Origin of the sequence: Micromonospora noduli, assembly GCF_003264475.1 — a bacterium.
Lineage (GTDB): Bacteria > Actinomycetota > Actinomycetes > Mycobacteriales > Micromonosporaceae > Micromonospora > Micromonospora noduli.
The window spans coordinates 38324-52100 of record NZ_PYAC01000016.1 but is presented as its reverse complement, the minus strand read 5'-3'; the positions used below and the strand labels follow the sequence as shown (position 1 = coordinate 52100).

Genomic DNA, 13777 nt, shown 5'->3' with positions numbered 1-13777 from the left:
CTGCCCGGGCAGACCGGGGGCGTTGCGGTGCCGCATCCGGCTGTTGCGGGAGGCGCGCTGGCAGGCGCCGTCGTTGTCGCGGCAGTAGCGAAACGGTCGACCCGCGCCGACACGTTGCGGCACCGGCGCTCCACAGTGGGCGCACGGGCGGGTCTCGGTGGTGCTGGGCTGGGCCTCCATCGAGGGCGAAGTCTAGTGCTGGCCGATCAGCTCGCCGCCCGGGCCGTCGCGTCCAGGGTGTAGCGGCGTTGCAGCAGCAGCGCCGCGAGCATCGCCACCGCCGGCAGCAACCCGAAGCCGTAGCGGACCGCCGCGAGCGCGGCGTCCGGCTGCACCGGCGACTCACCGGCGGTCGAGGCCACGAAACCACCAACGGTCAGGCACAGCGCGTACGCGTACGGGCCCAGGGCCGCGCCGGTGGCCTCGGTGGCCGTCCACACCCCGGTGTAGGTGCCGGCCCCGGTGCTGCCGGCGTTGCTGGCGGCGCGGATCACGTCGGGCAGCATCGAGAACGGCAGCAACTGCATGCCGGCGAACGCCACCCCGAGCACCGCCACCGCGGTGACCAGCACCGGCAGGCCGGCCGGTCGACCCACCGCCAATACCAGGGAGCCGATCGCGAACGCGCCCTGCGCGCCGAGCAGCGCCCGCTGCTTGCCGACGCGTCGGGCCACCACCAGCCAGGCAGGGGTGACCAGCAGCGCCGGCGCCACGAACGCGGCCACCAGCACCGTGGTCAGGCCGGGTGCGCGCAGCTCGTACTCGGCGTAGTAGGGCACTCCGGCGAGCACCAGGTGGGTGGTGGTGGACATCGCCAGGTACGCGGCGACCAGCCACCGGAACTGCCTGTCGCGCAGCGCCGTGCGCAACGCCCGCCACCCGCCGTGCCCGGACGCGGTGCTGGCCGGCGCGGACCCGCGCAGCCGGGCGATGCCGGCGACACCGACCAGCATGGCCACCAGCATCCCGACGGCCAGGACCACGCCCATCCGCTGGTAGCCGCCCCGCGTCGCGGCGTCGCCGCCGGTGAGCAGCGGGGCCAGCAGCCCGGAGACCAGGATGCCCAGGGTCAGCACCACCATCCGGAACGCCATCAGCCGGGTGCGTTCGTGGTAGCCGATGCGCAGGTCGGCCGGGGTGGACAGGTAGGGGACCTGGTAGGCGGCGAAGAGCAGGTTGCCGGCGATGAAGAACACCGCCACCCACGCCGCGGCCGGCGCGCCGGTCAGGCCGCCGGGCACCGCGAAGAGCGCGGCGAACGCGACCGGCAGGGCGCAACCGAGCAGCAGCAGGCGACGACGGTCGCCGCGTCGGGTCTGCTCGACGTCGGCGCGGTGCCCCACCCAGGGGTGCAGCAGCACGTCGGCGATCTTCGGCAGCAGCAGCGCCAGGCCGGCCAGCCACGGCCCGACGGCCAGCACGTCAGTGAGGAAGTAGAGCAGCAGCAGGCCGGGAACGGTCACCCAGACACCCATGCCGAGCGAGCCGGCCGCGAAGCCCGCCAGGGGCCCGCGCGGCAGCGCCGCGTCGGTGGCGGCCGCGGGCCGCCGGTCCAGCCCGGTCATCGCCGCATCCTCTCCGCAATCCAACGGTTGCTGGATTCTAGGGGCAGAATGGCGGCCATGACCATGCCCCGCCGCCGCCCGGGTCGGCCCCGCCGCGACGAGACCCGGCCGACCCGCGAGGTGGTGCTCACCGCGGCGACCGCGCTCTTCGCCGAGCGGGGCTTCGACGCCGTCGGGCTGCGGGAGGTCGCCGCCGCCGCCGGGGTCGACGTCGCCACTGTCGCGCACCACACGGGTACGAAGGCAGCGCTCTACGACGCATGCTTCGCCCGGGTGTTCGCCGCCGAACGGGAGGTGCTGACCGAGGCCGCCGAGCAGGCGCGCGCCGCTCTCGACGCCGGTCCGGACGCGGCGCGACGGGCCCTGCACGAGCTGGTCGACGTCTTCGTCGACTTCCTGGAGGACCGCCCCGAGACCACCGCGCTGTGGCTGCGCCGCTGGCTGGAACCGCAGCGGCACGCCGAGCTCGACCAGCGCTACGCCGACCCGTTGTACCGGCTGGTCGCGGAGCTGCTCACCGCCGCCGCGGCGACCGGCGCGCTCGCCGAGCCGACCCCGCACATCACCGTGCGGAGTCTGGTGTGGGCGACGCACGGGCACGTGGTGGCGCTGGCCGCAGGCGCGCCCGGCGCCCGGGAGCGGCGCGAGTTCCGGGCGTTCGTGCACCGCCTGCTCGACGGGCTGTACGGATCACCGACCCCTTGACGGGCCGCCGCCGCGCGACGATTATCCATCGGACGTTGGATTAATGGGGGCGGCAATGGGCGTACCACAGCGGGTGGCGGTGATCGGGGCCGGCGCCGCCGGGCTCGCCGCGGTCAAGGCACTACGCGACGCCGACGTGCCGACGGTGGGCTTCGAGTCCGCCGAGCAGGTCGGTGGCCTCTGGGTGTACGGCGCACCCGACTCGCCCGCGTACCGCACGCTGCACCTCAACACCAGCCGTGGTCGAACCCAGTTCGCCGACCACCCGATGCCGACCGACTGGCCCGACTACCCCGACCACCGTCGTGTCGCCGGCTACCTCGGCGACTACGCCGCGCGCTTCGGTCTGGCCGACACCATCCGGCTGCGCCACACCGTGGAGCGGGTCACCCAGCATCCCAACGGCACCTGGACGGTGGCCGCCAGCGGCCCGAACGGGCCGGTCGAGGTCACCGTCGACGCCGTGGTCGTCGCCAACGGGCACAACCGGGTGCCCCGGCTGCCCGACCCCGGCTACCCCGGCACCTGCACCTGCACCGCCGAGCAGATCCACAGCCACGACTACCGGGGTCCGGAGCAGTTGGCCGGCCGGCGGGTCCTGGTCGTCGGCGGCGGCAACTCCGCGATGGACATCGCCGTCGACGCGTCGTACGCCGCCACCCGTACCCTGCTGTCGCTGCGCCGGGGCGTCTGGGTGGTGCCGAAGTACCTGCTGGGGCGCCCCTCGGACACCCTCAACGGGGCGTTGGCCCGTCGGCTGCCGTGGCGTCTGCGCCAACGCATCAGCCAGACGATGCTGAGCGCCACCGTCGGCAACCCGGCCCGCTACGGGCTGCCCGCACCGACGCACGGCTTCCTGCAGGACCACCCGACGCTCTCCGACGGGTTGCTGTCGCGGCTGACCCACGGTGACGTCGAGGCCCGACCCGGTGTCGCCGCCCTCGACGGCGACCGGGTGGAGTTCACCGACGGCCGCAGCGACAGCGTCGACCTGATCATCTGGTGCACCGGCTACCGGGTGGACGTCCCGTTCCTCGACGCGGCGCTGCTCGCCGGAGGAGCCGACACCCTGCCGTTGTACCGGCACGTGTTCCACCCCGACGCCCCCGGGCTGAGCTTCGTCGGGTTGATGCAGTCCACCGGCTCGGCGTTCCCCCTGGTCGAGGCGCAGGCCAAGCTGATCGCGGCGCACCTCGCCGGCCGGTACGCGCTGCCGGACCCGGAGCGACAGCGCGCCGCGTGCCGGGCCGAACTGCGGGCCGCGACCGCCCGCTGGGGTCAGCGCCGCCCGGCGATGCGGGTGGACTTCGACGTCTACCTGGCCGAGCTGGCCCGGGAGTTGACCGCCGGGACCCGCCGCGCCCGCTCCGGCACGGCGCCCTCGGTGGGGGCACCCCGGTGAGCGGCCGAACACTTGCCGGTCGGCGGGTGCTGGTCACCGGGGCGAGCGGGACCTTCGGCCTTCACCTCGGCGCCGCGCTGAGCGCGGCCGGCGCCCGGGTGGTGGGGCTCGACCTGCACGCCCGTCCCGACGACGACGTGCCGGTGCTGGGCTGTGACCTGACCGACCCGGACGCCGTACCGGCGGCGGTGCGGGCCGCCGTCGACCGGCTCGGCGGACTCGACCTGCTGATCAACAACGCCGGGGTCGGTGGTCCCGCGCCGGCCGAGTTGCCACCCGACGAGGTGGTCCGGCGGCAACTGGAGGTCAACCTGCTCGCCGCCTGGCGCACCACCGCCGCCGCGCTGCCCCCGCTGCTCACCGCACGGGGACGGGTGATCTTCGTGGCCAGCCGGATGGCGGTGCTGCCGCTGCCGCTCGCCGCCGCGTACGGGGTGAGCAAACGGGCCCTGGTCGCCTACGCCGACGCGCTGCGCCACGAGGTGGGCACCCACGTCGGAGTGAGCGTCGTCTACCCGAGCATGGTCGCCTCACCGATCCACGACAGCACCGCCGAGGCCGGGCTGTCCCTGCAAGGGGTGTCGCGCCCCGAGCCCGTCGAAGGGGTGGTCGCGGCGATCCTGCGGACCGCCACCGCCCGGCGGGCGCCCCGGGACGTGGCGACCACCACACGCGGCCGGCTGGAGATGGCCGTCGGCCGGCACGCGCCCGCGCTGGCCGACCGGCTGGTACGCCGTACCCTCGCCGCCCGGCTCGCCGCCGGTGACCTGGACGCCGCGCCGCTGGCCGCCGGGATGCTCGGCCGCCACCGGGGGCGCTGACCGCCCGGGTCAGGGCGTGGCGACGGCCGCGCGCGAGCGGTCGGCAGCGATGCGCACGGCCAGCGCCGCGAGCGCGGTGCCGGTCACCCAGCGCTGCACCCGCAACCACATTGGCCGGCGGGCGAAGAACCCGGCCAGCGAGCCGGCGCTGAGCACGATCAGCGCGTTCACGCTCAGCGCCACGACGATCTGGGTCAGACCGAGCAGCAGGCTCTGCGTGGCCAGATGCCCCCGCGTCGGGTCGATGAACTGCGGTAGCAGCGACACGTAGAGGATCGCGATCTTCGGGTTCAGCAGGTTGGTGACCAGGCCCATGGTGAACAGCCGTCGGGGCGGGTCCGGCGGCAGCGGCGCGGGGCTGAACGGCGAGTGCCCACCCGGACGCAGCGTCCGCCAGGCCAGCCAGAGCAGGTAGCCGGCGCCGGCCAGCTTCACCACCGCGTACAGCGTCGGCACCAGGACGAAGACGGTGGCCAGGCCGGCGACCGCCGCCGCCAGATAGACGCCGAAGCCGGCGGCCACCCCGAGCAGCGAGACCAGCCCGGCCCGGCGGCCCTGCGCCACCGAGCGGGACACCAGGTAGACCATGTTCGGGCCGGGCGTGAGCACCAGTCCCAACGCCACCAGCGCGATGCCCAGCAGTGCACCAGTACTCGCCACGACGCTTCCCCCCGTCCGATGGATCCCACACCGACCGTAATCGGGATGAACATCCCAACCCAGGGCCACCTGGCAGGCCGTGGCCTGCGATCCGGGGTGATCCACTCGTGTTCGGTGCGACGGCAGCACCGTTGGCGGGAATGCGCACCGTCGCGGGCGTGCTGACCCCTGGCAAGTGCGTGTCGCCGGCCGGAGGCGGCGCGTTACGGTGGCCGGGGAGGTGCCGCACGTGACCGAGGCGTGGGAAGCGTCAGTGGAGGCGAAGATCCAGGATGCCGTTCAGCGCGGCGAGTTCGACAACCTGCCCGGCATGGGAAAGCCGATCCCCGGTCGGGGGGCGCCGTACGACGAGGCGTGGTGGATCAAGAGCTTCCTGGAGCGCGAGGCGCTCCCCAGTGACCTGCTCCTGCCCACGTCGCTGCAACTGCGCCGACGCATCGAGCAGGTCCCCGACGAGGTCCGTGACCTGCCCACCGAACAGTCCGTCCGCGACTTCGTGGGGCAGTTGAACGCGCAGATCGTGGCGTGGCTGCGCTTCCCCGACGACGGCCCCCGGGTCGCGGTGCGTCCGGTGAACACCGAGGACGTGGTCCGCCGTTGGCGCGCCGAGCGGGCCCGGCCCGAGGTCACGACGACCGTCACCGAAGCGGCGGCCGTTCTGCCGCCAGCGCGCAGGCCCCGCCGCAGCTGGTGGCGGCGGTGGCGCCGACGGGGCTGACCGCCGGGCCACGGCCACGGCAGACTGTGCCGATGCTGATCGAATCGCGGTCACCCGACCTGCCCTCGACGCCGGGAGTCGCGCTGCGTCAGTGGTGCGCCGACGACCTGGATGAGCTGGTGCAGGCGTACCGGGATCCGGTCCTGCGCCGCTGGACCAGAGCTCCGGTGACCACCGCCGCCGAGGCACGACGGTGGCTGGAAGGCGCGCTGCGCGACTGGGCCGACGGGCGGCGGTACACCTTCGCCGTCGTCGAAGAGCAGGCCGACGGCGCTCGGCTGGTGGGCAACGTGGTGCTCAAGGGGGTCACGCCGCAGCGCCCGGCCCCGGAGGTCGGCTACTGGACGGCGTCGTGGGCACGCGGCCGCGGCGTCGCCCCTCGCGCGGTCACCGCGCTGAGCCGCTGGGCGTTCGACCGGTTCCCGGAGGTGGCGCGTCTCGACCTGCTGCACCAGGTGGACAACGTCGCGTCCTGCCGGGTGGCGCAGAAGTGCGACTTCGTGTTCCAGGAGGTGCTGCCGGCCCGGCCGCCCTTCCCGCTCGACGGCCACCGGCACTCGCTGCACGCCGGCTAGCCGGGCTCCAACCGGGTGGTCGCCCGGCAGGCGACCACCCACCCCTCAACGCTGGTGCGAGTCAGTCGACTGCGGCCCGCCAGACCCAGGAGGTGCGCCTCGCCCGGCCGGGCAGCTCACCGCGGCCGGTCATCCAGAGCAGCACCTCGGGTGCCGCCCCGGCCGGGGCGTCCGGGAAGAGTCGCCGCAGCACCAGCGCGCTCAGCCGCTGCGGCGGCTGCCACCGCACACCGAGACCGAGGGTGACGTCGTGGGTGTGCAGCACGGTCTCGGCCACGCCCATGGCGGCGAAGCCGACCGGATCGCACGGACCGAAGTGCCAGGCCCGCGCGTCCGGCGGGGCGGCGTCGACGGCGGCGGCGAGCAGCCCGGCGCAGGCCTGCACCACGGTGAGCACCTGCGTCGGGCTCGCGTCGGGGGAGACCCGCAGGTCGTACGGCAGATAGCCGTCGTCCGGGCGGCCGGTGACCTGCCCCGCGTACGCGAGGAGGTCGTGCGCGACGTGCGCCGTGGTGGTCCAGCAGCTCCAGCTCAGCGAGCCGGCGGGCACCGACCAGTCGCGTTCCCGGTGTGGCAGCAGCACCCGGGTCATCTCGTCGGCTGCCTCCCGCAGGTCGGCGCCGGTCACCGCCGACATTCGCCAACCCGCCGGGTAGCACCGGGCGTGGGATTCCCGCCATGGGTAGAGAAAGTCGAGGCATGCAAGAATCCATCCTCGCATATGGGGGGAGGCGAGCGGGGTGTTGCCAAACCTGGTGGTGGACACGACGGTCCTGCCCCCGGCGGACCGGTTCGCGTTCTGGTATGCCCTGGTCGCTCAGGAGACGGCGCCGGCGCACATCAGCAGCGGCCACCTGGACAACTTCGTGGCCTACGCGCAGGCCATCGACCTCGGCCGCATTCGGATGACCTCGCTGCGCTACCCGTCGCTGGACTCGATCCGGCCCACGAAACTGGTCCGCCGAGCCGAGGGGGATGTGTATCAACTCGCGCTACCACTGACGGGTCACAGCACCCTGATCCAGGATCGCACCGAGTCCACGCTGGAAGCCGCGAACCACTTCACCCTCTTGGACACCGCGCGGCCGCACGTCGCCCGACATCGCGCGGACGGCCCCGGTCTCGCCGCCACGATCACCGTGCAGATACCACACGCGGCGCTGCCCCTGGCGCCGGACCGGCTCCGCCGCCTGCTGGCCACGCCGATGCCGTCGCACCTCGGCGTCGGCGGGCTGTTGGCCCACCACCTGCGCAGCATCGCGGCGCACCCGGAGCAGTTCGAGCCCGCCCAGGCCGAGATCCTGGGCGGGGTGGCGGTGGACCTGCTCACCGCCGCGCTCGCTCAGTACCTCGACATCGAGGAAACCCTGTCACCGGAGGCGCGGCAGACCGCACTGCGGGCCCGGGTCGTCGACTTCATCGACCGGCACCTCGACAGTGACGAGCTGAGCCCTCGCAGCGTCGCCGCCGCCCACCACATCTCGCCACGGTCGCTGCACCGCCTGTTCGAGGCGGAGTCGACGACGGTTGCCGAACTCATCCGCGCCAAGCGCCTGGAGCAGTGCCGGCGCGATCTCGGCAACCCGCTGCTGCGACAGCCGATCCAGGCCATCGCCGCCCGCTGGGGTTTCCCGGACAAGGCCCACTTCAGCCGCCTCTTCCGTGCCCACTACGGACGTTCGCCGCAGGAATACCGCACGGGCGTCGCTCGCCAGGATCGGTGACCCGACCGACCGGCCACTACCGCCGTCGGTCGGTCGGATCGTCCGCGACGAAGTCCCGGACCGCGTCGCGGATGCTCTCGCCGTACGGGTCGTCCGGTAGCCGCACCAGGTGTTCGCGGGCTCGGGCAAGGTGCTCCCGGGCCGGGCCGACGTTGCCCAGGCGCCGGTGGCAGTCGGCCAGGTTGAGGTACAGCGACGGCAGGAACGCCTGGACCTGGAGCGAGGACAGATACCGCTGGGCGCGTTCGTCGGTCAGGTCGGACACGGCGGCCAGGGCACGTTCGTCCCAGGCCAGCTCCGCCTCGGTGTTTTCCTGAAGGTCCGCGAGGTAGTGCGCCAGCGTGCAGCGGTGCAGGGCGTCACCGGTGGGGCCGAGTTCGTCCCACAACGCGGTGAGCAGCTCACGGGCGCGGGCAGGTGCGCCGCTCTGGCCGAGCTGCACGGCCTCGATGATGCGGGCCATGGTCGGGTCGACGGTCGCTTGGTCGGTCATGTCGCCGATGGTCGGGCCTCAACCCGGTCGAGGGTCAAATTGCTCTCGGGCCCGTACAGTCTCAGCTCCGCGCCGGTGACCACCCGTCGGCGACGAACCGGGAGGCGTCGGCACCCTCGCCGGAGAAGAGCATGCCGTGCCGGTCCGCCGCTACGAGCCGGTCGACGTAGACGCCACGCCCCTGGCCGGAGCCGTCGGTGCTGCTGCTGAACCGCAGGTGGGTGGCCTGATCGGGCAGCGCCACCGTGACCTGCCACCACACCCGACCCCCGTAGCCGGTGACCGTGCCGTCGGCGCTCCACCGACGGGCTGCGTCGCGGAGCTGCATCGTCGCTGGCGCCCAGGTCTGACCACCGTCGGTGGAAACCTCGAATCGCGCGCTGTCGAAGCGGGGCTCGGTGTCGTACCAGAGCAGGAAGCTCGCCGTCCCGCCACGGCCGGGCCGACGCAGCGGCGCCGTGAGCGTGCTCGTCGCGGAGTCGCGTGGGTCGGCCCGCCAGGCGCTGGCCGAGCGCGGCCGTACCGGCATCGCCTCCGCGAGGTCACGCGCGACGGCCCGTCGGGCGACGTTGTTGCTGCCCCAGCCCCGGTCCGGGTGCACCCGGTTGCTGAGCATGACGACGAACGAGTGGGAGAGCGGGTCGATGACGATCGACGTTCCGGTGAAGCCGGTGTGCCCGAAGGCCACCGGAGAGGAGAGCCCCATCATGTACCAGTGCTTGTTCAGCTCGAAGCCGAGCCCGCGGTCGCTCTCCGGGTAGGCCGACTCGAGCGGCGCGTTGTGATTGACCAGCATCGCGCGCACCGTTTCCGAGCGCAGGATCCGCCGGCCGCGGTATTCGCCGCCGTTGAGCAGTGACTGGCAGAGCACGGCCAGGTCCGCGGCCGTGGAGAAGACCCCGGCGTGCCCGGCCACCCCGCCGAGCGACCACGCGTTCTCGTCGTGCACCTCACCCCACACCATGCCGCGTCCGGCGTACGGCTGGTATTCGGTCGCGGCGATCCGCGACCGCCGCTCCGGGCCCGGGTTGTAGCCCGTGTCGGTCATGCCCAGCGGCCCGGTCACGTCGTCGCGGACCAGGTCGGCCAATGGTCGACCGGTTACCCGCTCCAGCAGGACGCCCAGCGCGATCAGCCCCAGGTCGGAGTAGACGTACTGGCTGCCGGGCGTTGCCCCGGCGGCCAGCGGCGTGGCCAGCGCGGCGGCGAATCGCTCGGCCGGTGTCGGGTACCTGCTCCACAGTGGTGCAAACGCGGGCAGACCCGATGTGTGGGTGAGCAGCATCCGCACGGTGACCGCCGCCTTGCCGCCGGCGGCGAACTCCGGCACGTACCGGACGACCGGCGTGTCCAGCTCCACCCGCCCCCGCTCCACCTGCTGCATGGCGACGATCGTGGTGAACAGTTTCGACACCGACGCCAGGTCGAAGATGGTGTCGCGCCGGGTCGGGATCTGCTGGTCGGCGGGGAGTTCCACACCGACCAGGTCGGGCGGTGGCCCAACCGCGGAGTACTTCACCGCGCTGCCCACGGCGGCGTGCTCAACGATCACACCGTCCTTGGCGGCCAGGACCACCGCGCCGGCGTACGCCGGGTAGCCGGGGTGCTCCGGGGTCGGCTGGAGATACGCCGCCAGGTCGACGGGCAGGCGACCCACCTGGTCGGGGAGCAGCCCGACCTGGCGAGCGCTGCCGCGCCGCAACGTGTCGTGACGGAACTGGATGTCCGCGGGGGTGACGGTCGGCGGACCGGACGTAGGTGTCGCGGCGACCGCCCCGGTGGTGGGCAGCACCGTGCCCAGGATCACCAGAGCCAGGCCGAGCGCGAGTGAGCGGAGCGGACGATGGGTCGACCTGGTCATCACCGCACTCCTCAGTAGAGCAGGTAGGGCCGGCGACGCCGGTTGAAGGTGGCCAACTCCTCGGCCCAGGCGCCGACGACGTCGTCCACGTCAGCTCCGGCATCGATCTGGGTCCGCAGTCGCGGCGACCCGGTGAGCTTGTCGATCCAGTACGGGCGCACGGTGTCCCACGAGTCGCGTCGCCAGGCGAACGCCGGGTACCTGTGCGCCTCCACGAGCATGGCCACGCCGGTGCGGATCGGGTCGTACACCGCCGGGTCGACGACCTTGACCTCGACGCCGGCGCAGAGCTTGTTGAGCAGGTCCGGCTTCTGCCCGGCCGCGGTCGGCGAGAAGTACGCCTCGCGGAACTCAACCCCGGGCAGGTCCCGGGCGTTGAGCCGGTCACCCCAGTGGTGGTCGAAGTCCGTCGCCAGGCCGCCGATCAGCTCGAACGGGCGACACGTGCCGCGCCCCTCGGTGATCGAGGCGACACCCTCGAACAGCCCGGTGCCCGGGTAGACCAGAGCGGTGTCCGGGGTGGGCATGTTGGGGCTGGGCATCACCCAGGGCACGCCGGTGTCGGCGGCGAGGGCGTCGCGCTTCCAGTGCCGGCACCGCATTACGTGCAGGTCGACCGGTCGTCCCGCCTCGGCTGGCAGGAACGTGGCGTTGAAGAACCGGGCGAGCTCTCCGACGGTCATCCCGTGCTGCTGAATGATCTCCTTGAGACCCACGCCCGAGGTGTACGGGCTGGTCATCATCGGCCCGTAGGCCCGCCCGCCGATCGGGTTGGGCCGGTCCAGCACGACGTAGCGTTTGCCGACCCGGGCCGCGGCGACCATCGAGGTGTACATCGTCCAGATGTAGGTATAGAAGCGGACCCCGACGTCCTGGATGTCGAAGACCACGGTGTCCACCCCGGCCTCGGTGAACATCGCTTCCCACCGGGCCTGCGAGGCGCCGTACGCGTCGTACACCGGGATGCCGGTGCGTGCGTCGACGCCGGTTCCCTCGCTGCCACCTGCCTGCGCGGAGCCGCGGAAGCCGTGCTCGGGGCCGAACGCCGCGACCAGTTGCACCCGACCGGAGCCGTGCATCAGGTCGACGAGATGCCGGTAGGACGCATCGACGCCGGTCGGGTTGGAGATGACGCCCACGCGCTGACCGGCGAGTTCGGCGAACCCGGACGACACCAGCTCGTCGAGGCCGGTGCGGACCCGACGGTCACGGGAGTTGGCCGCCGCCGGTCCGACACCGAGCGTCCCCGCCCCCAGCGCGCCCGCACCGACCGCGCCGACCAGGAAATTCCTCCGCTGCATGCTTGCCTCCTACCAGCTCAGGCCGTGGCCGTAGGGGTAGAGCACGAAGCCCGCCCCCTCGGCCGTGGGGATCGTGACCGGCAGCCGTCCGCTCGGGGACAGTTCGCCGTGCAGCGCGCGGACGAGGGCGTCCATCGCGGCGCGGGTGTACGAGTACGTCGCCAGGTAGGTGGTGACACCCGGCAGGTACGCGATGTCGTACGGGTCGCGGACGGCCACGACGACCACGGGTTTCCCGGCGCCCAGCAGCGCCGCGACGAGGCGTTGTTGGGTGGCTCGCGGGTCGGTGACGGCGGTGTCCCACGCCTTGTTCACGAGCACGACGGTGAGGTCGTGCTCGGCGGCCTGGCTCGCCGTGGCGGTGATCGTCGCGTCGGAGGGCAGGGTCGCCGGTCGGGCGGTGACGCGGGCACCACGCGTGGTGAATCCGGCGGCGACCGTCGCGACCGGGGCGAAGGCGGCGCTGTCCCAGCCGGTGATCAGGACCGACCGGTCGGCGTGGGGCAGGGGCAGCACTCCGGCATCGTTGCGGACGGCGGTGAGCGTCGGGTCGGTGACCTGGGTGACGGCGGCGAGGTGCTCCGGAGCGCCGACGGTCCGGACGGCCTTCTCGACGTCGACCAGCGGTGAGCGGGCGAGTCCCTGGCGATACTTCACGCCGAGGATGCGCCGGACCGACTCGTCGATCCGACGCTCGGTGAGCTCGCCGGTGGCGATGGCCCGCAGCACCGCGTCCCGCGCCAGCGCCAGATTCGGCGGCATCAGGAGCTGGTCGGCGCCGGCCTTGAGCGCCAGTACGGGCACCCGCTCGTCGCCGTACTTCGCCCGCACGCCAGCCATGTTCAGCGCGTCGGTGACGATGACGCCCCGGAAACCGAGCTCACCGCGCAGCACGCCGGTGAGGATCGTCGGCGACAAGGTCGCGGGGTCGCCGGACGGGTCGAGCGCCGGGACCACGATGTGCGCGGTCATGATCGTGTCGACACCGGCGCGGATGGCACGTTTGAACGGCGGCGCGTCGATCCGATCCCACTCGGCGCGGCTGTGGTTGATCACCGGGAGACCGGTGTGGCTGTCGGTGGCCGTGTCGCCGTGCCCGGGGAAGTGCTTCGCCACGGCGGTCACCCCGGCCCGGTCCTGGAAACCGGTGACCTGGGCGGCGGTGAGGTCGGCCACGAGGGTGGGGTCGGCGCCGAAGGACCGCACGCCGATCACCGGGTTGCCCGGGTTGACGTTGACGTCGGCGATCGGCGCGTACGGCTGTTGGATGCCGACGGCGCGCAGCTCGCGTCCGGTGACCTCCGCCGCCGTCCGGGCGGCCCCGGGCGACCGCCCCGCGCCCAGCGCCATCGACCCGGGGAACTGGGCGGCGGGGGAGGGCATCCGCACCACCGCGCCCTGCTCCTGGTCGGTGGAGATGAGCAGTGGCACCCTGCCCTTTGCCCCGTCGCCACGGGCGGCCCTCTGCAATCCATTGGAGAGGGTCGCGATCTGTCGGGGACTGTCCATGTTGTGCGACCAGGAGAAGTAGCAGACGCCGCCCAGGTGGTACCGCTCGATCACCTCGGCCGGTGTCTCCACACCGAAGGCGGCGAGGTTCGCGGCCCGGTCTGCGGTGCTGGGGTCGGTGGCGTCACCGCCGTAGACGTAGGTGGCGAAGAGTTGTCCGACCTTCTGCTCCAGGCTCATGTGTCGCAGCGTCGACGTGACCCAGCCGTGCTCGGCGGTCGATGGGCGCACCGGCGTGGCGGCCTGGGCAGGCAGGGAAGCGAGGGTGGCCGCCAGTGTGGCCGCCAGGGCGGTCGCGGTAACGAGTCGGGTCTGCATAGACGCCTCTCAGTCCGGGTGGCTGAAACTTAGCTACACGCCAGCCACCCGTCAAGAAGACAACCTACAGATTGCCGCCGGCCGAAACGGGAGACCCCCGGGAGTCCTCGAACCGTCGCGAAAGG

At 73.0% G+C, this 13777-nt stretch carries 13 protein-coding genes and 1 pseudogene; 6 read left to right on the top strand and 8 right to left on the bottom strand.

The features are described from left to right. Both MED15_RS18845 and MED15_RS18840 read right to left on the bottom strand, forming a co-directional pair. A pseudogene (locus MED15_RS18845) lies at positions 1 to 180 on the bottom strand (hypothetical protein); the annotation flags it as partial. Between the two features lie 26 nt (positions 181 to 206). Beyond that, positions 207 to 1565: an MFS transporter gene (locus MED15_RS18840; protein ID WP_112736404.1), complete on the bottom strand. Its 1359-nt coding sequence runs from the start codon at positions 1563 to 1565 to the stop codon at positions 207 to 209. 57 nt (positions 1566 to 1622) lie between these two features. On the opposite strand from MED15_RS18840, the gene MED15_RS18835 reads away from it, so the two are divergent. The 3 genes from MED15_RS18835 to MED15_RS18825 are packed head-to-tail and all read left to right on the top strand — an operon-like array spanning position 1623 to position 4493. Then, the gene (locus MED15_RS18835) at positions 1623 to 2270 is read left to right on the top strand and encodes a TetR/AcrR family transcriptional regulator (RefSeq protein ID WP_225855064.1); all 648 of its coding nucleotides are present in this window, start codon (positions 1623 to 1625) and stop codon (positions 2268 to 2270) included. Positions 2271 to 2325: 55 nt separating this feature from the next. Beyond that, positions 2326 to 3672, top strand: a complete 1347-nt coding sequence (locus MED15_RS18830) for a flavin-containing monooxygenase (protein ID WP_112736402.1) — start codon at positions 2326 to 2328, stop codon at positions 3670 to 3672. After that, positions 3669 to 4493 (top strand): SDR family NAD(P)-dependent oxidoreductase, encoded by an 825-nt coding sequence (locus MED15_RS18825; protein ID WP_112736400.1) that lies wholly within the window; start codon positions 3669 to 3671, stop codon positions 4491 to 4493. The genes MED15_RS18830 and MED15_RS18825 overlap by 4 nt, the downstream gene beginning before the upstream one ends. 9 nt (positions 4494 to 4502) lie before the next feature. Here MED15_RS18825 and MED15_RS18820 read toward each other — a convergent pair whose 3' ends face one another. Beyond that, positions 4503 to 5153, bottom strand: a complete 651-nt coding sequence (locus MED15_RS18820) for a LysE family translocator (RefSeq protein WP_112586871.1) — start codon at positions 5151 to 5153, stop codon at positions 4503 to 4505. A gap of 229 nt (positions 5154 to 5382) precedes the next feature. On the opposite strand from MED15_RS18820, the gene MED15_RS18815 reads away from it, so the two are divergent. Both MED15_RS18815 and MED15_RS18810 read left to right on the top strand, forming a co-directional pair. Continuing rightward, on the top strand, positions 5383 to 5871 hold the full coding sequence (locus tag MED15_RS18815; protein ID WP_112587809.1) for a DnaJ family domain-containing protein: 489 nt from the start codon (positions 5383 to 5385) through the stop codon (positions 5869 to 5871). 32 nt (positions 5872 to 5903) lie between these two features. Then, a complete protein-coding gene (locus MED15_RS18810) occupies positions 5904 to 6446 on the top strand; it encodes a GNAT family N-acetyltransferase (RefSeq protein ID WP_112587811.1) in 543 nt (180 codons plus the stop codon). Between the two features lie 61 nt (positions 6447 to 6507). Here MED15_RS18810 and MED15_RS18805 read toward each other — a convergent pair whose 3' ends face one another. Beyond that, positions 6508 to 7083 carry a maleylpyruvate isomerase N-terminal domain-containing protein gene (locus MED15_RS18805; protein ID WP_208646690.1) on the bottom strand — a complete coding sequence of 192 codons (576 nt, stop codon included), beginning with the start codon at positions 7081 to 7083 and terminating at the stop codon, positions 6508 to 6510. Between the two features lie 103 nt (positions 7084 to 7186). Here MED15_RS18805 and MED15_RS18800 point away from each other — a divergent pair, with 103 nt between their 5' ends. Further along, a complete protein-coding gene (locus tag MED15_RS18800; protein ID WP_112736398.1) occupies positions 7187 to 8170 on the top strand; it encodes an AraC-like ligand-binding domain-containing protein in 984 nt (327 codons plus the stop codon). Between the two features lie 16 nt (positions 8171 to 8186). On the opposite strand, the gene MED15_RS18795 is transcribed toward MED15_RS18800, so the two are convergent. The 4 genes from MED15_RS18795 to MED15_RS18780 form a co-directional block, all read right to left on the bottom strand. After that, positions 8187 to 8663 (bottom strand): hypothetical protein, encoded by a 477-nt coding sequence (locus MED15_RS18795; protein ID WP_112736396.1) that lies wholly within the window; start codon positions 8661 to 8663, stop codon positions 8187 to 8189. A gap of 61 nt (positions 8664 to 8724) precedes the next feature. After that, positions 8725 to 10524 (bottom strand): serine hydrolase domain-containing protein, encoded by a 1800-nt coding sequence (locus MED15_RS18790; RefSeq protein ID WP_112736394.1) that lies wholly within the window; start codon positions 10522 to 10524, stop codon positions 8725 to 8727. Between the two features lie 11 nt (positions 10525 to 10535). Continuing rightward, positions 10536 to 11825 (bottom strand): exo-beta-N-acetylmuramidase NamZ family protein, encoded by a 1290-nt coding sequence (locus MED15_RS18785; RefSeq protein WP_112736392.1) that lies wholly within the window; start codon positions 11823 to 11825, stop codon positions 10536 to 10538. A gap of 9 nt (positions 11826 to 11834) precedes the next feature. Beyond that, the gene (locus MED15_RS18780) at positions 11835 to 13652 is read right to left on the bottom strand and encodes a glycoside hydrolase family 3 protein (protein ID WP_112736390.1); all 1818 of its coding nucleotides are present in this window, start codon (positions 13650 to 13652) and stop codon (positions 11835 to 11837) included. Positions 13653 to 13777 lie beyond the last annotated feature (125 nt).

Excerpts from the sequence above, each read along its gene's own strand:
- MED15_RS18840 (WP_112736404.1), bottom strand. The coding sequence starts at position 1,565 with ATGACCGGGCTGGACCGGCGGCCCGCGGCCGCCACCGACGCGGCGCTG.
- MED15_RS18835 (WP_225855064.1), top strand. The coding sequence starts at position 1,623 with ATGACCATGCCCCGCCGCCGCCCGGGTCGGCCCCGCCGCGACGAGACC.
- MED15_RS18830 (WP_112736402.1), top strand. The coding sequence starts at position 2,326 with ATGGGCGTACCACAGCGGGTGGCGGTGATCGGGGCCGGCGCCGCCGGG.
- MED15_RS18810 (WP_112587811.1), top strand. The coding sequence starts at position 5,904 with ATGCTGATCGAATCGCGGTCACCCGACCTGCCCTCGACGCCGGGAGTC.
- MED15_RS18805 (WP_208646690.1), bottom strand. The coding sequence starts at position 7,083 with ATGTCGGCGGTGACCGGCGCCGACCTGCGGGAGGCAGCCGACGAGATG.
- MED15_RS18795 (WP_112736396.1), bottom strand. The coding sequence starts at position 8,663 with ATGACCGACCAAGCGACCGTCGACCCGACCATGGCCCGCATCATCGAG.
- MED15_RS18790 (WP_112736394.1), bottom strand. The coding sequence starts at position 10,524 with ATGACCAGGTCGACCCATCGTCCGCTCCGCTCACTCGCGCTCGGCCTG.
- MED15_RS18785 (WP_112736392.1), bottom strand. The coding sequence starts at position 11,825 with ATGCAGCGGAGGAATTTCCTGGTCGGCGCGGTCGGTGCGGGCGCGCTG.
- MED15_RS18780 (WP_112736390.1), bottom strand. The coding sequence starts at position 13,652 with ATGCAGACCCGACTCGTTACCGCGACCGCCCTGGCGGCCACACTGGCG.